The following is a 17841-nucleotide window of genomic DNA, read 5'->3' as shown; positions in this document are numbered from 1 at the left end:
GTGCAAAATACGCTTTTAAGAGTAAATATGCGAGCCGACAAGCGAACGGAACACGACAAGTGGTACGCTTCTGTGTGATGAATTGATAGCAAGCATTACTCGCAGGGGGTCAGATGGGCCGCGGACGTCAGAAAGCCAAGCAACAGAAGATTGCTCGTAAGCTCAAGTATCTGACTACCGACACTGATTACGACGAGCTTGCCAAGGAGCTGAGCGAACAGGAGCCGGGCGTCGGCTCCACCGATCCGTTCGCCGATATCGACGATCAGTATGCCGACGTCGCGGTGGATGAGTCCGCCGACGCCGAGCCGGTCGAGGATGCTCCTGAGGCACCGGTTGCCGTCGGGGATGATCTTGACGAATACGCCAAGTGGGCCGCCGAAGCCGCCGCCAAGGCGACCAGCGGCGAAATGCCCGAGGTGAAGGCGAAGGCCGTTCCCAAGCCGCGCCCGATCCCGATGCCCATGCCCAGCGCCCTCAAAGCCAAGAAGTAAGGCCCGCGCAAGACGCAAGTTTTCCGGCCCTGCACGCGTAGGCTCGGCCAGTCCGGTATGCGGTTCGGCCGCCGGTTAGGTTATATAGCCGGTTTGTTATAGGGGGAGCAGGTCGCTGAGGTCGTCGCGCTCGCCGACCGCGCTGATATGGCCGGCCTGTTTCTCCTCGCTCCAGGTGGTGATGCCGGCGGCCAGTCGCAGCCACACGTCCGGATCCAGTTCGATGACGTCCGGCGGTGTGAGGTTGTGCGGGTCGGAGGCCGGGCCGTCCAGGATTTTGATCGCGCCCCATGGGGCCACGCGAACTTCCACGCCGGGCCCGGGCGCTTTGCGTTCCAGCAGATGCAGGGTGTATCGCACCGCCATCGCCATAATCGGCCGCGGCAATGCCGGCGTCACGCCCAGCCGCCCAGCCCGCGCCTGTTCTCCGGATATCCCGCCAATTACCGCTTCAGCCGCCTCGCGCCACGCGTGCCATGCGTCGCGTCCTTTGCCGAGATCTTGTTCGCGTATCACTGCCATGCTCCCATTGTCCCTTGGGCCGCGACCACCCTTCCGCTGCTGGTTGTCGTCGCGCGTGAAGTGCGCGACCTCACTTGGAATGATGAGAAGGAACGCATCGGCCTCCGCTCGAGACACCATGGGCGATGTCCGCTTGAGATTGCGTCAATTCCTTACGTTGAGAAACAACGTCTCCGCTCGGCGTGTCAGGTCAACAACGTTGTGATCGGGATGTTCCAACGTGGTCAGGTATTGGGCAATGTCCGTCAGTGACTGCTTCCCAAGCTCACGCTGTTCTTCGGTTATGGAGCCGGCCGCCAGCTTGCTCTCGGCTAGTCGGCGCAATTCCGTTGCATTCCTTGTTGCGTCCGTCGGATTGAGGTGCTTGTGAGCGACATCTGCCCCGCTGCGATCGACGACCTTCACTTCATCCAACAAACCGGAGGCAATCAAACATTCCAAGGTGTCGGGAATCTGCTGAGCGACCTGATCGTGGTAGGCGGGATCGCTCCATCGCCCGATGCCATAATCGCGCAACTGCTGCACGTATCGCTCTAAAATTCCGAGCAGAGACACCGGTGCCGGAACGGCCACAAAAACAAGGATCGCGTGGTAGCCGGCCTGGTGAAATGAGCGCAAAGTGTCCATATTGGCTTTCGGGTGGGCGAAAGTCGTTTCCACCACCACGCTGACACGGCGATCGCGCAAATGCTCAAGGCTCATCCGCACCCATGCGCTGGACGCCTGTGAGGTCAATTCCGGCATGCGCAGCGGTGCCTCGTCGAGTATGCGTGAATAGTCGGGATGGTATACACGAAGATCATCCCCATTCACTTCGACTACGCCGGGATGGCTTTTGCAAATCCGTTGTATGGCGCGGGTTTTGCCGGCTCCTGGCTGGGCTCCGACCATGTATAACGTTGGAGAGTCCGAAGGCTCAACTGGGTATGACGGCAGAATGAGCTCGTGAAAGATGGCGCGAATTCGGTCATCGCCCAACAAGGTCTCGGTCACAGCATTTGCTCCTGTGATTGCTTTGCGGGCCGGGCCATGGCGCTGGTGGCCATGTGATCACGCGCCATCTGCGCGCCGTTGATGCGGAAGTTTCGCATGTTGGCCGCGCGGGAGGCGAACTCCGCCGTCTTCGCCTCCACGTCTTTGCGACTATCGGCGTCGGTCATCGTCACTTCTTGGCGTACTCCTCGGATGGCGTCGAGCAGGGCGTTGCGCATTACCATGTCGTCGGTGCGGTTCGCCAAATATGTGTATTCGCCGACCAGGCGATTTGCGCTTTCGCGCATCGCGTCATAAATCATCGGATTGTAGTTTTCTGGTTGAGCCATCGCGCACCTCCTAGGCTCAAGTATCCTCCATCCTTCAAACAAAGTCTAGGTAAGCGCTTTCGAGATCCGGGGCCGATGTCGCTTACTCTTGTTGCGCTTGGTTGCGCTATGCGTTTCTTTCGTTATGCTCCGCTCAGAGTAGAGAGTGGGAAGGTGATTGATTTGGTTCGACAAGGCACGGAGACACTACCTCTTGGCGTACCCCGGATGGCACTGGGGCTGCTGGGTCGTGTCCAAGTTGTGGACTGTCTGCGTGTTGCGTTGTGAGACGGCTGCCGTGTGGGGTCCGGCTTTGCCGTGGGTGTCTGGAACCGCGTGATATCGCCATTGTGAGCGCCAACATCACCGCTGCAAACCATATGGTAACGAGTGCATCGCCATCATCGCTAGAAAACGCTGGATTGAAGCTCGCCAATCACGGGCTACAATAGACGATTGTTGACAACGTATGCATAAAGCAAAACGAATGTATACGGCCAAAACATGAAAAGTTCACGCCGGCGTGGATGCGGGTAAGCCAGCCCTCGTCATACTATTGACGGGGAACACACACCGGACGAACCGGAAGGAAAGTCAGAATATGACCGAGATCACCGCACCGAAATCTCCCGTGTCGGCGGAGCAGTTCGCCGATGAGATTCGCGAACAGCTCAAGTATGGTCAGGGCGTCACCGTTGAGCAGGCCACCCCGGCTGATGTCTACGTCGCGGCCTCGCAGGCCGTGCGCCGCCATCTGATGGATTCGTGGATGCAGACCCAGGCCGATATGGTCAACGGCAGCACCAAGGCCGTCGGCTACCTGTCCGCCGAATTCCTGATGGGCAAGCAGCTGCGCAACGCGCTGCTCAACGCGGGCCTCACCGAGCAGTTCGACACCGCCGTCGAATCGCTGGGATTCAATTACCAAGACGTGATCGACGCCGAGCACGAGCCCGGCCTGGGCAACGGCGGCCTCGGCCGTCTCGCCGCCTGCTTCATCGACTCGCTCGCCTCGCTGGGCGTGCCCGCCTTCGGCTACGGCATCCAGTACAAGTACGGCATCTTCGAGCAGGCCTTCGATAAGGACGGCAAGCAGATCGAGAAGCCGGACTACTGGCTGACCAACGAGGAGCCGTGGGGCCACATCGACTACAACCGCTCGCAGAAGGTCTCCTTCGGTGGCGAGGTCGTCGAAGAGGGCGGCAAGAAGGTGTGGAAGCCGGCCTGGTCCGTGCGCGCCGTGCCGGTCGATTACATGGTGCCGGGCTATGCTTCGGGCCGCGTGAACACGCTGCGTCTGTGGAGCGCGAAGTCCTACGATGAGTTCGATCTGCTCACCTTCAACCGCAGCGAGTACCTCGACGCCGTCCGCCCGCAGGTCGCCGCCGAGAACATCTCCAAGATCCTCTACCCGGAGGATTCCACCCCGCAGGGCAAGGCGCTGCGTCTCGAGCAGCAGTACTTCTTCGTGGCCGCGTCCATCCACGACGCGATCCGCGTGTTCTACCCCGGCCAGGAGAACCCCGACCTGACCACCTTCCCGAGCAAGATCTGCTTCCAGCTCAACGACACCCATCCGGTGATCGGCATCCCCGAGCTGATGCGCGTGCTGATCGACGAGTACGGCTACGACTGGGATACCGCCTGGGACATCACCACCCGCACGTTCAACTACACCTGCCACACGCTGCTGCCCGAGGCGCTGGAAGTCTGGCCCGCCAGCCTGATCGGCGAGCTGCTGCCGCGTCATCTCGAGATCATCAAGAAGATCAGCGAGCAGTTCACGGCCGAACTCACCTCCAAGCATGTGGACGCCGACACCATCAAGGAGATGGAGATCTACACCGGCGACTCCGTGCGCATGGCCTACCTCGCCACGTACGGCGGCTCGCACGTCAACGGCGTGGCCGAGCTGCACTCGCAGCTGCTCAAGGACGTCACGCTGAAGAACTTCTCCGACGTCTACCCGGACAAGTTCACCAACGTGACCAACGGCGTGACCCCGCGTCGCTTCATCAAGCTCGCCAACCCGCGCCTGTCCGACCTGATCACCGAGGGCCTCGGCACCGACAAGTGGCTGAGCGACCTTGAGCTGCTCAAGGGACTGGCTCCGCTGGCCGACGACGAAGAGTTCGTCAAGAAGTTCGCCGCCGTCAAGCAGGCCAACAAGGTCGACTTCTCCAACTACGCCAAGCGCGAGTACGGTTTCGACATCGACCCGAACACCATGATCAACACCATGGTCAAGCGTCTGCACGAGTACAAGCGCCAGGCTCTGAAGATCCTCGCCCTGATCGCGCGCTATGCGGACATCAAGAACGGCAACATGTCCGCCGACGAGGTGATGCCGCGCACCGTGGTCTTCGGCGCGAAGGCCGCCCCGGGCTACTATCTGGCCAAGATGACCATCCAGCTCATCAACAACGTGGCGCGCGTGGTCAACAACGATCCGGACGTCAAGGGCAAGCTGAACGTGTACTTCCCGTGGAACTACAACGTGCGCCTCGCCCAGCACCTGATCCCCGCCACCGACCTCGATGAGCAGATCTCGCAGGCCGGCAAGGAGGCCTCGGGCACCGGCAACATGAAGTTCGCCCTCAACGGCGCGCTCACCGTCGGCACGCTCGACGGCGCGAACGTGGAGATCCGCGAACGCGTCGGCGCTGAGAACTTCTTCCTCTTCGGCATGACGGTCGACGAGGTGGACGCCCTCTACGCCTCCGGCTACAGCCCCGCCGCCTTCTACGAGGCCGATCCGCGCCTCAAGCAGGCCATCGACATGATCTCCGGCGGTGCCTTCTCCAACGGCGACCGCAACACCTTCGCGCCGCTGGTTGCCGACTGGCTGACCAAGGACTGGTTCATGACCCTGGCGGACTTCCACGCCTACACCGAGATCCAGGCCGATATCGAAGCCCTGTACGCACAGCCGCTCGAATGGCACCGCCAGGCCATCCTCAACGTCGCCAACTCCGGCTACTTCAGCTCGGATCGCTCGATGGAGGACTACCTGGAGCGAATCTGGGAAACCGGTCCACTCAAGTGATGACGGAGCGTCCTCGTCGTTGCGGAGGGTTCGACGTATGTCAATACGCCTTCACCCTCCGCGCCTAGAGGCCGCACGCGTCATCACTTTCGCTCCGCTCGCCTGACCTTTACCGGGCGGCTGATGCCATAGTTCCGTAAAAAGTATTGCTGACGAATTGTCAGTGATACTTTTTACGCGGCGAAAAGGGGACTTCCGTAATTTGTTTCACTGACGAAAGCTCAGTGAAACAAATTACGGAAGTCCCCTTTTCGTTCGGCTCCGTTCATCCGGGCGGCGCGAAAGCGCGCCCGCCCATGCCGCCCGCCTTCCCTCCCACATCCGTCATCCGCCCGGTTCGTTCACCCGTCTCGCCCGGCCTATGCCCGCGGCGAGGCGTTTTTCGTTTTATGCGCTACACTTGCGCGGTGTGGGATTGACAGAGCCTTGATGCTTGCGTGTTTCGTATGGTCAAGGTGGTGTTGTCATGCTGTTCTTCGGTCGCAAAGACCGCGGCTCCACGCACCGTTCCGTTGAGGGCGGTGCGCCGGGCGTAGATGCCATGCCGGATGAGTCCCCCGTCACGGAGACCGTTGCTCCGGTTCGTTCCGCTGATTCCGTGCCGTCCGTCGTGCCTGTGGAGCCCGTCGCCCCCGCTGAGGCTGAGGAGCGGGAGGCGGAGCTTTCAGATTTTGATGAGTCGGTCGAGGATTCCGCCGAATCCGTTGGGACCGATGGGTCTGATGAGTCTGATAGGCCGTTGGTGAATTTGGCGGTGGTATTGGGCAAGAAGGCCGCCGAGGCGCGGGCTGCGGAGTTGGCCGCGAGGCGGGCCGCCGCCGAGGCCGATGGCATCGCCGGAGGGGACTCCGCTGCCGCTGTCGATGCCGCTGAAGCCGTCGATTCCGGTTCCGTCGGTGTCGGTTCCATTGAGGACGCCGCTGCCGCCGGGAATCCCGTCAACCCCGCGAAGCCCGTCAAGCCTCTCTCGCCGCGTGCCCGTCGTCGTTTGCCCGTCGTGGCCGCCGTGTTGCCGCATGCTCCGTTGGTGTGGTCGTGGTCCGATTGGTTGGCCGTGTGTGGGGAGGACCGTCGCCGCGCCGGCCGCGCGCAAAAACGCAGCGCCGCGTGGCTTGTGATCGCTCTGATTCTGATTTCCGCTTCCCTGTTCATCGGCCTGCGCCCCTTTGCCCTTCAGGCCTATAACACTTTGGATTCGGCGTATGTCGCCCGCGCGTTCGACGAGGAGGTGGCCCAGTGGCCTTCCGAGGAGCAGAAGGCCGCGTTGGAGGCCGCGGAGGCGTATAACGCCGAGTTGGCCGCGTCCCCGCAGACCGAGTTGGGCGAGGGCGCGGATCCGTTCGGTGACGATCCGGACGTGAGCCGCTCCCAGAGCGACGAACGCTACCAGAGCCTGCTGTCCCTCAATGGTTCGGGCGCGATGGCGACGATCGAGATTCCGAGCATCTCCGTGTACCTGACGATCGCGCACGGCACGTCGGACGAGGTGCTTACCAGCCGGGCCGGCCACTTGTACGGCACGAGTCTGCCCGTGGGCGGCGAGAATACGAATTCGGTGATCGCCGCGCATCGTGGTCTGCCGGATAAGCTGATGTTCACGCGTGTGGATGAGTTGCGTTCGGGTGATGTGATGTATATCCACGTGTTGGGTGAGACGTTGGGTTATAAGGTTTTCGACGTGCAGATCACGGATCCCGACGATACGACCTATCTGAGGGTGGAGGAGGGCCGTGACTTGTTGACGCTGTTCACGTGCACGCCGTATGGGGTGAATACGCAGCGTCTGATCATCCGTGCGGAGCGCGCGGTGATTCCGGATATGATTCCGGACTCGTCTGATGCGCCGGGTGATCCGGTATTGGTTGGATTGTTGGTGTTTTTCATGCTGGTGGTGCCCGCGTTGGTTGTTCTGCGTGTGTGGCGATGGTTCCGCGAACGGCATTTGCGCCCGTATCCGCATCCGCATCATGCGTCCGAATTGTGGTTCGGCACCCGTCGCCCCTCCGTTAAGGGGAGGATGGCTGGTCGGGGGAATCCTTGATGCTCTATGTGCTCGTAAGGAGGGCATAAAGGGTGTTGACGATGGGGGTGCGTTTCGTCAAGCATGGTTACAAAACGCACCCGAACTGCCGATTTCTGACCACCCTATTTGTTTCGATTTGCATTTTGACGGGGGGGGGGGTGACAATCATCGGGTGGCTTTGTCATCCCACTGGCAAATGCACCGTTAAGAAGATTGGAGAACATCTATGAAAGCGAATGCTTTGAAGCGTGTGGCGGGCGCGTTGTCCGCCGCCGCTGTGCTGGTCGCCGGTATGGCGCTCGGCACGGGTACCGCCAATGCGGCCGCGGCCGTGCCGCAGGACGGTGTCCCGTATATCCATATGTCGGGTCTGACCGAGGCGAACTCGGACAGCTCGACGTGGAGTCTGTACAAGATCGGCGATTACGTGTCGGTGGACGCGAAATACGCCGACGTCACGACGGTCGCCAATGATGACGTCAAGACCTTGCTGCGCGAGGCCATCGAGGCGGGCGATCCGACCGGTTACAAGTCCGACATCTACGACAAAGCCTCTGCGACGCAGCAGACGTACTATGACAATCCGGTGGCGTACATCTCCCAGCATATGGGCGACCCCGGCTATGCCGAGAAGCTGCGTAAGATCGCCGACGCGCTGGCCGATACCACCGTCGGCACCGGCCTGCTGAAGAACACTGGCATCGGTGCCACCGCGAAGTACCAGCCGACGGCAGGGAATATCGCTGACGGCGATGTGTATCTGACCCCGAAGCAAGGTGGCTCGACGGCTTACGCCTTGGGTGATTTCAGCCAGGGCGTGTATGTGATCACCAGCAACAAGACCATGAAGGACGAAAACCAAAAAGACGTGAACGCGGTGTCCACGATGATCGTTCCGTCCACCTACTGCTCGGATGCAAGCAGCACGGTCAAGGTGTTGCAGGGCCAGCAGTTGGGCGAGGTCGCGTTGAAGTCGTCCGACGGCAACACCCCGGACAAGAAGCCCGATCCCGTCGAGCCGGACAAGGATCCCTTCGAGTCGACCAAGAAGGGCGAGGTCGTGTGGAGCGACGCGAACGGCACGCTGGTGAAGTTCACGCTGTCGTCCTCGATCCCGTCGAACTGGAGCGCCAACGACGCGAACCACAACATGAAGATCTACGACGCCCCGCGCGCCGGCGTGACGGTCCTCAAGACCATCGCGGGCGTGAAGGACATCGTCGACAACAATTTCTCGTCCTCCCTGACATTCGACACTGGCAACAACGACATCAAGAAGGACGCCACCACGCTGGCCACGGCCGAGGACCTGACCCTCAAGGTCGGCAACACCACCCTGTCGACGACCGGCGCCACGGGCTACTCCTACTCACTGACGTACGAGAACACCGTCGTCGGTACCGACGACGATAACAAGTTCGTGGGCCAGGCCAAGGGCACCGGTGGTGAGGTCGTCAGCGGCATCCTCGAGGGCGACAAGTACTTCGTCGCGAACGTCGACCAGGTCATGAAGATCCCCGGCGTGACGGCCTCGGCCGATGTCGTGATGACGTACTACGCGTTCATCGAGTCCACCCAGTCCGGCGCGGTGAACGACTACCTGTTCAAGTTCGACGGAACCGAAGCCGGCAAGGATGAGGAACAGCGGAACACGACCGTCGACTACACGCTGTACAACGTCGGCCCGAAGAACAACTACATCGGCGTCAAGGACGCGACCTACCGCATCTACAAGGTCACGGTCACGCCCACCAACCGTGCCGCCACCCTCACCTACGCCAAGGGCAATCTGGCCGGCGAGGTGACGTCCGCCGCCGATGGTTCGGTGAAGTTCCCGAACCTGACCTCGGGCTACTACATCGTCGAGGAGACCAAGGTCGCCACCGGCTACCTGCAGTCGTTCGCCCCGACCTACACCATCCAGGTCACCGGCAAGACCGGCACCGGCGTGAGCGCCCAGTATGGCAAGCTGGCCGTCGCGGCCGTGGCGAAGGCCGATGCCGAGCAGATGGGCAATGAATTCTACAAGGATCTGGGTGGGTTGCTCGACCTGAACAACCAGTCCCAGACCCCCAATGGTCGGGATTACGTGCACAACGTCACGAGCCTGACCCAGCTGCCGATGACCGGTGGCGCGGGTATCGCTTTGAGCGTGGTCGTGGCTTTGGTGCTGGGTGGTTTCGGTCTGGCGTCCTATCGTCGTTCCCGTAAGGCCGCTTCGGTCGTCGCCTGACGCCGGGTGGCTCCCTTAAGGTTTTCCGGTCGTCGCTTTGGGTGACGGCCGGGATGCCTGTCCTGGTTGTGTGGCGGCCCATTTCCTTCTCTGCGGGCCGTCACGCTTTTCTCCTTCTTTTTCGTCGTCCCGGGCGGGACGGGGATTGTGGGGTTTCGTGTTCCTCGGTGTCGATGGTTCCGGGATCCTTCGACTCCGCCCTCACGGGCTCCGCTCAGGATGACGAAAAAGAAACACCCTTCGTCCCCGCCCGGGATGACGAAAGGAAACCCCTCCGTCCTCACGCGGGATGACGGGAAAGATAACGAGAGGAAGCGGCCCCGGCTTCGATGGGGCGGTCCCGGCCGGTGATCGGCTGGATGGTCCCCGACCCGAATGGTCGGGATGCGCTCGACCCGACTGGTTGGGATGGTTCCCGACCTGAATGGTGGGATAGGCCCGACCTGAATGATCGGGAAGGTTCCCAACCTGAACGGTTGGGATGTTCTCGACCCGACTGGGTTGGGATAGGCCCCGGCCCCAATGGTCGGGATGGTTCCCGACCTGAACGGTGGGATAAGGCCCGGCCTGATTGGTTGGGATAGACCCCAGCCTGAGTGGCTGGATGGACCCCGATCCGAATGGTTGGGATGGTTCCTGCCGTGAGTGGCGGGACAGGACCTGGCCCGGTTGGGTTGGGTGGCTCCTGCTTGTGGCGGGGGTGTGTGATGACGTTTCGCCTGGTTTGGTCCGGGTGGTTGTGGTTGTTGTTCGTCGGTCCGCCGTGAGGCGGGCTGTCCGGTCCGGCGGCTCGCATGGGGTCGTGGGATTGGTTTGGTTGATTGATTGAGGTGCCGTTCATGATGGATGCTCGTTGGTTGGAGGCTGTCGGTAGGGCGACGTGCGCTGTGGCGCGTAGGGCGTTGCCGTCCTTGTGCGCGTTGGCGATGTTGGCGGGTGTGGCCACGAGCGCCACGAACGCGTACGCCGAGGAGGCGTCCGGCGCCGCCACGGCCCAGACCACCACCGACACGACCGGTACCGCCGGCACCGACACGTCCGATACGACCGGCCTCACCGGTGATTCGACCGGCACCGCCGGTGATTCGTCCGGCACCGCCGGTGATCCGACCGGTTCGACCGGTTCGTCCGCTGATTCGTCCGACGCGTCCGATGCGACCGGTGCGGGCGACGCCGCCCCTCAGGGTGATTCGGCCAGCGACGCGTCCGGCACGTCGGACGCGACAGGCGCGTCGGATGAGCCGTCCGTCGTATCGGATGACACCGGCGACAATACTGGTGTGTCGACGGATGAGGATGTGTCCGCGGTGAACGATGACGGCACGGACGCCCAGGCGGCGAACTCCACGACGTGGGATCCCGCGACCGCGAAGGCGTACACGGAGTATGAGACCTCGCAGGTGAGCAACGTAATGTCGGACGTGTATCTGACGATGAACGGCCAGGCCACGACCTCGACGAAGACTGGCGCGGTCAAGAAGAACTATCGGTTCGTAATCGCGGATCAGACGAGTGAGGAAGGGCGCAATGCCGTCATCCGCACCACATTCAATTGCGGCAGTTTGGATGGCATGACGTTGCCCAGGAACTCCACGGAGCTGCGCACCCTCGCCAGAGCCTTGTCTCAGAATCAATCCCTGACCGATGACCAGTCCTTTGACTTCCTGATCAACAACTGCTTCGCGGGTACTCTCTATCGCGAGGACACGAACAACAGCGTCGTGCAGGGCTATAATCTGACAAATGTGGAGCTGCCGAGTGGCCAGGGGTACACGTACGACGGCGTGTGGCTGCAGTACGAGGGCCAGTTGCGTATGCGTCTGGCGTGGATGGGCACGATCACCGACAAGACGACCGGCAGTGCAAAGCGGTACGTGCTGGCCTACGACGAGGACAAGACGTACAACCAGCAGTGCACGCCGTGGACCACCACCAGGACGATCATCAACGAAACAAACTATACAACCTCGACGCAAACAGACACCGAGGCGACCAAGTGCATGCTGACGCAGGTGCCGACGGGCGCGAAGGTGGTGGTGTCGTTCGTGAACACGGGCAGCATCCGCGTGGGCTACCGCGCGTTGGATTTCGAGAACACGGGCACGGAGTTGAGCACGTCGGAGACTCCGACCGTGGTGTCGGGCGACGCGAGCACGCACGAGAGTGGTTCGATCTCGTTCCAGGTGACCAAGCAGTACGCGGGCAGCGTGCTGAAGCTGTATCTGCATGAGGGGTATTCCAGCGGCGGCACTTGTGATACAAGTTCGGACGCTGTGGTGTACGACAGTTCGGGCGGTAACGTCGACAAGAACAAGGTCACGGTCATGGCGTCGGGGGCGTTGAGCACGAGCACGAACGCGCAGTCGTTCACGTTGGACGCGACGGACGGGACGTTGGGCGCGACGTTTCCCGTGAATGACCAGAGCGTGAACACGCGTGGTTTCCTGTTGTGCGCGGAGGAGAGCATCACCGCGAGTGGCGGCGATCTTGGTAGCGTGACCGGCGACGGGGGCGTCAAAACTCATACGGTGCGGGTGACGTCGAGGGCCGACGGCCTGTCCGATAGCCAGGCGGGTATCTCTACCATGCGGGGCGCGGGACAGCAGTACATCGCCGCGCGGACGGCGCGCATCAGTGGTTCGAATGATACCACCGTTACGGCTGAGAACATGGTGCGTAACGCGCTCAACGTATCCGGTTTTGGCAATTCCGCAATGGAAAGGAACAACGATAATGAGATAACCGCTAGATTCCAGAACGCCGCGACTAATAAGAGCAGCTCTCTCCTCGGAGGGAACTCGTATAATTATACCACTAAGACTATTAGTAATTATGTCACGGATGCGAATTTCGAGTCGTCCTACGCATATTCGGTGCATAACGGTGGGACCATGCTGTTGATGGCGCATAACAGCGTGCGCTACGAGCAGTCGTCGACGAACGCGCCGGCGAATACGGGTTGGTCGCAGTTGCTGTCCAGCGTGGTCGTGTGCTCGAGGAACTCCGCCTCGACGTCGGCGTCGTGCGATGACCCAAGCACGATGCAGCGCGCGAATGTGCCCACCTATCAGGGAAAGAGCGGCGGCAGCTCTCCTACGGGCAAGGATCCGGACTTTTCCTCGTCGACCATGTGCGCGACTTCGACGTTGTCGGCCGGCGCGCTCAACGGCATCAGGGTCATGGTGTGCGAGCTCCCCTCGTATGTGCGCGGGACGGGCGCGGACCGTCATCGGTCGTTGATGTCGATGCATCCGTACTTCATCGTGCTCGAGGGCGTGACGACGGATGTGAGCGTGAAGCTGGTGTGGACGGCCGCGAACCAGCGCGTGATCAACATGGGCGAGTCCACCGGCGTCACGAGCATCGAGGCGCGCGTCGCGGAATATGACGGTGCCAACGGAGTGGAATGGAAGCGCGACAGCGCGGAATGGGAGTCGATCCACAAGTGGGACGACAAGCAGTTGCGGTTCAAATGGGACTCGTGGCCGAACGAGATCGCGGCCAGCAAACCGAAGGACAACGACAACCAGGAGGTTACAGGAGCCGATTACAGGGCCGGATACGGCGCGTTGTTCAGACTCAAGCTCGCGTTGGGATACACCAATTACACGATCACGGTCAGCAACACGACGGGGGATGAGATCGATCTGAAGTTGTCGGGCTCCATGCCCAACGCGGCTCCTCCGGGACTCAACGCCACCGCCGAAGCCAAAGCCAACCACAGCAGTTTCTGGGCGTTCGGGAGCACCCATCAGAACAATTGCTATTACGACAGTAGTGAGTCGGCCACCTCCGCCGACCGGTATGTGTACTGCTACGTGTACACGGTGAAGTACAAGTCGTCGACCAATCCGTACACGTTGAACGTGTCGGCCACGCCGATCGTGTACCAGGCGTTCTTCGACGCGGGCGAGAAGGTGACCGAGGGCAAAAACGATGGCCAGGTCGACTCGGATTCGATGCCGGTGAACGTGTCGTACAACCTCGCCGGCATGAACCCGTCGAAGGTGAGCCTCGAGGTACAGAACGTGACCCCCACGCGTGCGGGTGATCAGAACGGCACGAAATACTATTTCAAGGGTTGGGACGTCTATTGGTGCAATGCCGTTGCCGATGGCAAATGCACCACGGTCGGCGTGGAAATCACCGAGCTGGAATCGTTGGTGTCGAAGGTCGGTGGGTACCTGCAGCCGGGCATGACGATCCCGATCGGGGGGATCTCGATCCCGTCCAGCGCGGTCGGCGTGGTCCTGCGGGCCGCGTGGGACACGGACAACACGGTGCGCACGGTCACGAGCACGTTCGGCAAGGCGTACTACTACATGTCGGCAGATATGGGCAACGGCATCGTATCCAGATGGCAGCCGATCACCAACTGGGTCGGTACCGCTCCGTCGTTCGCGACCGAGAAGGTGTCGTTCATCATGCCGGTGCCGGACGACTATGAGAACAGCAAGCTGGCGACCACGTACAAGTATTCCACGACGGATTCCTACAAGCCGCCCACGACGGCGACCGCCGATGTCAATAGAGATTCGATCAACACGGCGAGGCTCACGGTGTCGTTGGTGTCGGACAAGTCGTGCAAGGATCTGCTGGGCGTTGATGTCTCCGATGCGCAGAAGGCCTTGTACTGCGATACTTTGGGCAACGACATCGCGAATGTGGACACGAGCAGGAAATACACGCCGAATCCGACCTCGACGTCCGACAATAAGTCGGGCACGTTGATGGTTGCGGTGTACCGCGTGGAGCAGCGGGTCGTCTATTCGGACAACATCTCGATGCTGCATGACGACTCGTTCAAGCCGACGCTGTGCTGGGACCTCAAGGAACATGGCTGTCGTTCTGTAGGGGACGATTCTGGTGAAGCCACTTCGATCGCGACGAAGTTGACGAATTATCCGGCGTACACGGGCCGTTACCTGTTCGACAGCTACTACCTGCCCCAGGCGGCCGCGTCCGACGATTCGACGGCGTTGACCGGCACGGAGCCGTTGCAGTGGGTGGTCCAGAACAACGCGAACCGTACGGTGACGTTCAACGGCTGGTCCACCCAGGCCTCGAACGGCAAGCTCGTGACGCCGGACACCACGGTGCGCAAAGTGTCCTACAACGCGGCCGCGGACAGGGTCGACTGGTACGGCCAGTGGACGGCGAGCCTTCCCCCGGTGAGCCAACTGCCATTGACGGGTACGAAGCCGTGGTGGATGCAGGTGATCGTGCCGGCGGTGCTGGTCGCCCTGCTCGGCTTGGCCGCGTGGCTGCGCTGGCGCAAGGGCTCGCAACTGTGGAGCAATCATGCCTAGCGTCGCCCTCCACCCGCTCCTGCCGGCTCCTGACGGTGCCGGCAGGAGCGTGGGCCGTTTTTCTGCTCCGCTTCGGTCGGTTCTAGCGGGCCTCCTGCGTTCTCGGGTACGGCCCGCACTGTATCTGCGGAGCGTTGCATCCGCCGCATGGATGGAAAGTTGAGTTAGGAGGTTGCGAATATGGCGCGTGTGCCTTTCTCTCGCGAGGAGCGTGCGTATCTGATCACGTTGCCTGCGGTGGTGGACGTCAGCGAATATCGGATCCAATATTCGACGCGGTTTCGCAACGAATTCCTACGCCGATACCGCAACGGCGAATCGGCGGTGCGCTTGTTTCGCGAAGCCGGGCTGGATCCGAAGATCATCGGCCGCAAACGCATCGAACGATGCACAAACCGGTGGATGGCGCTTCCCATCGAAGAACTGGGCGACGACGATCAGAACGACGACGGCCAGGGCTCGGGGGTGTCTTTGGCGCCCCGCGAAAGTGACGAGTCGAACCTCGCGCTCACGCGGTCCCTCACATTGATGCAGTCGCGCCGCATCACCGAACTCGAAATCCGCATAGCCTCTTTGGAACGCAAACTCGCCCGCTTGGCCGGCGACGAACTCGACGACGATTCCGACGCGGAGTCGGCCCCCGCCTCCGAAGAATCCAGCACCCCGGTCTCCGTCGCCGCCACCCGTGCCGGGCGCATCCGCCAGTTCTCCCACAGCATGGGCCGCCGCTAATCGCCCCCCGTGCCCTGCCCCTCTCCGTTTCGGGCCGGTGCGCCCATCCCCAACGGGTGCGTCCGCCCGGCCTCATCAGCCTGAGCGGAATATGGCTCTTCGTGGATCTTCGCATATTGCGTGTATGAATAGAGCGGATAGAATATCTTTTGATAAAGCTGGGCAGTGTCCAGTTCGTAAAAACCGTCTCTCTGTGAGGCGGTTTTTACGCATCTAGGGGAAGGGCCCAAGCTGTGGCCGGATAAACGTTTGATCCACGACTTTGTGGATGGAATGAGCCAATGGCTTTTCGCGCCTCAAGTTTTCTTTTTAATTCTGTTGCTCCAGTGCCGCACTCAACAGCTATCCATCGACGATGATTGTGCTCTGTGAGATGGACTCATAGCGTCGGCCCGACTATCGGACCGACGTTTCCTTATTTGGAGGGCGCAGCAAATGGAATTTCCCACGCACCGCCAGCCACCGGAAGAATGGGTGGACTGGCTCGATGGATGGGTCAAGGATCTCCGCGCGCAGGGGGCAACGGAGAGAACGATCGAGAATTGGTGGTATCTCGTCAGTCATTTCGGAATCAGCAGCGGTGTCGCACCAGGTGATGCATCCAGCAAGGATCTCATTGTATGGCTTTCTCGCGGCGTGACCGCAGCAGCCATGCGTTCGGACTGGAGTGCGGCAGCGTCGTTCTTTCGCTGGGCACAAAAGACACAGCTCCGAACCGACGACCCGATGGCATCAGTGCCTATGGCCAAGCGCGAAAAACGCATCCAACGCCCGGCACCGGACGAAGCCGTGAGAAAAGGCCTCCAATCCTCCAACCCTCGCGTGCGATTGATTGTCTCCCTTTTCGTGGACGCGGGACTCCGCCGATCTGAAGTCTGCCTGACCCACACACGGGATGTCGTCGATGACCTGCTCGGCAAGAGTCTTATTGTGCATGGCAAAGGTAACAAAGATCGCATTGTGCCGCTCAGCAGCGATCTCACGCGACAGATCGAAAACATTCCTCCAGGCTGGTTTTTCCCAGGTGAAGCAGGTGGGCACATTTGCCCCGACACTGTGTATCGCCTGACGGTCTCCGCGACCGGATGCACGCCTCATGCGTTCCGTCGTAAATTCGCAACCGATATGTGGAAAGCAACACGGGACGTTGTGCAAATCAAAGAGCTACTAGGTCACGAGTCTTTAACCACCACGCAGCAATACATCTTCAGCACCGCTGACGACTTGAGAGACGCGGTAACGCAGCTGCATGAGTTTCGGCAAAGACAAGCCATACAGTACTCGTTTGCGCAGTTCTAGTTCGAACTGACCGTGGTCAGCGATTCATCCAGCTGTCAGCATCGTCAGCGTTCGACAGTTGACGATGCTGCTGCCATTTTCTGAATTCTACTTGCTGCTGCTCCCATTGGCGTCGTTGTTCGGCCTCCGCCTCCATGGCTTTGCGCTCGGCGCGTGTGGGGCGTTCGATGAACCATTGGGTGACGATGCCGACGATGATGCAGCAGACGATGATGGCAATGACGTCCCAGCCCGGCGGTGTCTGTTCGGCAAACCAGAAGTACACCGCCAGAAGCGTGAGGATCACGCCGATGCAACCGGCGATCTTCTGCAGGATCAGAGCCAATGTGCGTAGAGGAGCGATGAGGAAGTTGAGAATGAGTCCCACGGCGGCGAACAGCAGCGTCAGCCCGATGGAAATCACCATGAAAATCAGCGCGACGGGCATGTGTCCTCCTCCCGCGACTCAGCTTTGGTAGCGGACAGTGTACCCCAGACCTTCAAGGTACAAGCCGATGAACAGTTGCGCCATGTTGAAGGTCTTCCAGTGTTCGATTGCGGTCGGTTCATCGGCGACGGCAAATTCTTGCTCGCTTTGATACCGGGGCAACGTCCATACGATGTTGGGGTCGGGACGGTTGCCTTCGCCGCGCTGCTCGCGTTCGAATGACATGGCCAAGTGCAGGTCATCCAACATGTCGGCACGGATTTCCGCCAGCGCGCCCATCAGCGTCCGCGTTGATTCCGATTCCGTTGACTGCTGCTCCAGTCGAGTGACCTCCGCTGGCGTCATGCCGACGAGTTGGGCGAGATCGTCGGTGGTGAGTCCTACGGATTCTCGGTAGGCTTGCAGTGTTTTATCGTTTGCAGTAGTTGTCGTGCTCATTTCTGCTCCTTTGTCGT

At 60.9% G+C, this 17841-nt stretch carries 12 protein-coding genes; 7 read left to right on the top strand and 5 right to left on the bottom strand.

The genetic code is table 11. The annotated features are described in order from the left end of the window. Window positions 1-113: 113 nt before the first annotated feature. On the top strand, window positions 114-494 hold the full coding sequence (locus BE0216_RS07320; protein WP_094635783.1) for a DUF3073 domain-containing protein: 381 nt from the start codon (window positions 114-116) through the stop codon (window positions 492-494). 96 nt (window positions 495-590) lie between these two features. On the opposite strand, the gene BE0216_RS07315 is transcribed toward BE0216_RS07320, so the two are convergent. From BE0216_RS07315 to BE0216_RS07305, 3 genes are all read right to left on the bottom strand, one after another. After that, window positions 591-1016 (bottom strand): sterol carrier family protein, encoded by a 426-nt coding sequence (locus BE0216_RS07315; RefSeq protein WP_094635842.1) that lies wholly within the window; start codon window positions 1014-1016, stop codon window positions 591-593. Window positions 1017-1160: 144 nt separating this feature from the next. Continuing rightward, a complete protein-coding gene (locus tag BE0216_RS07310; protein ID WP_094635784.1) occupies window positions 1161-2009 on the bottom strand; it encodes a zeta toxin family protein in 849 nt (282 codons plus the stop codon). After that, complete coding sequence (locus BE0216_RS07305) at window positions 2006-2338, bottom strand: hypothetical protein (RefSeq protein WP_143249249.1); 333 nt, start codon at window positions 2336-2338, stop codon at window positions 2006-2008. The genes BE0216_RS07310 and BE0216_RS07305 overlap by 4 nt, the downstream gene beginning before the upstream one ends. Window positions 2339-2918: 580 nt before the next feature. On the opposite strand from BE0216_RS07305, the gene BE0216_RS07300 reads away from it, so the two are divergent. The 6 genes from BE0216_RS07300 (at window position 2919) to BE0216_RS07275 (ending at window position 16959) form a co-directional block, all read left to right on the top strand. Continuing rightward, window positions 2919-5363: a glycogen/starch/alpha-glucan phosphorylase gene (locus BE0216_RS07300; protein ID WP_094635786.1), complete on the top strand. Its 2445-nt coding sequence runs from the start codon at window positions 2919-2921 to the stop codon at window positions 5361-5363. Between the two features lie 466 nt (window positions 5364-5829). After that, window positions 5830-7404, top strand: a complete 1575-nt coding sequence (locus BE0216_RS07295; protein WP_094635787.1) for a class C sortase — start codon at window positions 5830-5832, stop codon at window positions 7402-7404. A gap of 208 nt (window positions 7405-7612) precedes the next feature. Next, on the top strand, window positions 7613-9619 hold the full coding sequence (locus BE0216_RS07290) for a SpaA isopeptide-forming pilin-related protein (RefSeq protein WP_094635788.1): 2007 nt from the start codon (window positions 7613-7615) through the stop codon (window positions 9617-9619). Between the two features lie 839 nt (window positions 9620-10458). Further along, entirely contained in the window at window positions 10459-14928 is a 4470-nt protein-coding gene (locus BE0216_RS07285; protein WP_193042843.1) for a hypothetical protein, read from the top strand. 180 nt (window positions 14929-15108) lie between these two features. Beyond that, complete coding sequence (locus BE0216_RS07280; RefSeq protein WP_193042842.1) at window positions 15109-15660, top strand: HTH domain-containing protein; 552 nt, start codon at window positions 15109-15111, stop codon at window positions 15658-15660. Between the two features lie 435 nt (window positions 15661-16095). Further along, complete coding sequence (locus BE0216_RS07275) at window positions 16096-16959, top strand: tyrosine-type recombinase/integrase (protein WP_072727083.1); 864 nt, start codon at window positions 16096-16098, stop codon at window positions 16957-16959. 16 nt (window positions 16960-16975) lie between these two features. On the opposite strand, the gene BE0216_RS07270 is transcribed toward BE0216_RS07275, so the two are convergent. Continuing rightward, window positions 16976-17386, bottom strand: coding sequence for a hypothetical protein (locus BE0216_RS07270; protein ID WP_072727084.1), 411 nt, complete (start codon window positions 17384-17386; stop codon window positions 16976-16978). 18 nt (window positions 17387-17404) lie between these two features. Further along, a complete protein-coding gene (locus BE0216_RS07265) occupies window positions 17405-17824 on the bottom strand; it encodes a helix-turn-helix domain-containing protein (RefSeq protein WP_072727085.1) in 420 nt (139 codons plus the stop codon). Between the last annotated feature and the right edge of the window lie 17 nt (window positions 17825-17841).

This window comes from Bifidobacterium eulemuris (assembly GCF_014898155.1).
Classification (GTDB): domain Bacteria; phylum Actinomycetota; class Actinomycetes; order Actinomycetales; family Bifidobacteriaceae; genus Bifidobacterium; species Bifidobacterium eulemuris.
This window is presented reverse-complemented; position numbering and strand designations above follow the sequence as displayed.

Bases quoted from the DNA above. Each gene is read 5' to 3' on its own strand.
- BE0216_RS07295 (WP_094635787.1), top strand. From the start codon at position 5,830: ATGCTGTTCTTCGGTCGCAAAGACCGCGGCTCCACGCACCGTTCCGTT.
- BE0216_RS07290 (WP_094635788.1), top strand. From the start codon at position 7,613: ATGAAAGCGAATGCTTTGAAGCGTGTGGCGGGCGCGTTGTCCGCCGCC.
- BE0216_RS07270 (WP_072727084.1), bottom strand. From the start codon at position 17,386: ATGCCCGTCGCGCTGATTTTCATGGTGATTTCCATCGGGCTGACGCTG.
- BE0216_RS07285 (WP_193042843.1), top strand. From the start codon at position 10,459: ATGATGGATGCTCGTTGGTTGGAGGCTGTCGGTAGGGCGACGTGCGCT.
- BE0216_RS07280 (WP_193042842.1), top strand. From the start codon at position 15,109: ATGGCGCGTGTGCCTTTCTCTCGCGAGGAGCGTGCGTATCTGATCACG.
- BE0216_RS07275 (WP_072727083.1), top strand. From the start codon at position 16,096: ATGGAATTTCCCACGCACCGCCAGCCACCGGAAGAATGGGTGGACTGG.
- BE0216_RS07305 (WP_143249249.1), bottom strand. From the start codon at position 2,338: ATGGCTCAACCAGAAAACTACAATCCGATGATTTATGACGCGATGCGC.
- BE0216_RS07300 (WP_094635786.1), top strand. From the start codon at position 2,919: ATGACCGAGATCACCGCACCGAAATCTCCCGTGTCGGCGGAGCAGTTC.
- BE0216_RS07315 (WP_094635842.1), bottom strand. From the start codon at position 1,016: ATGGCAGTGATACGCGAACAAGATCTCGGCAAAGGACGCGACGCATGG.
- BE0216_RS07265 (WP_072727085.1), bottom strand. From the start codon at position 17,824: ATGAGCACGACAACTACTGCAAACGATAAAACACTGCAAGCCTACCGA.
- BE0216_RS07320 (WP_094635783.1), top strand. From the start codon at position 114: ATGGGCCGCGGACGTCAGAAAGCCAAGCAACAGAAGATTGCTCGTAAG.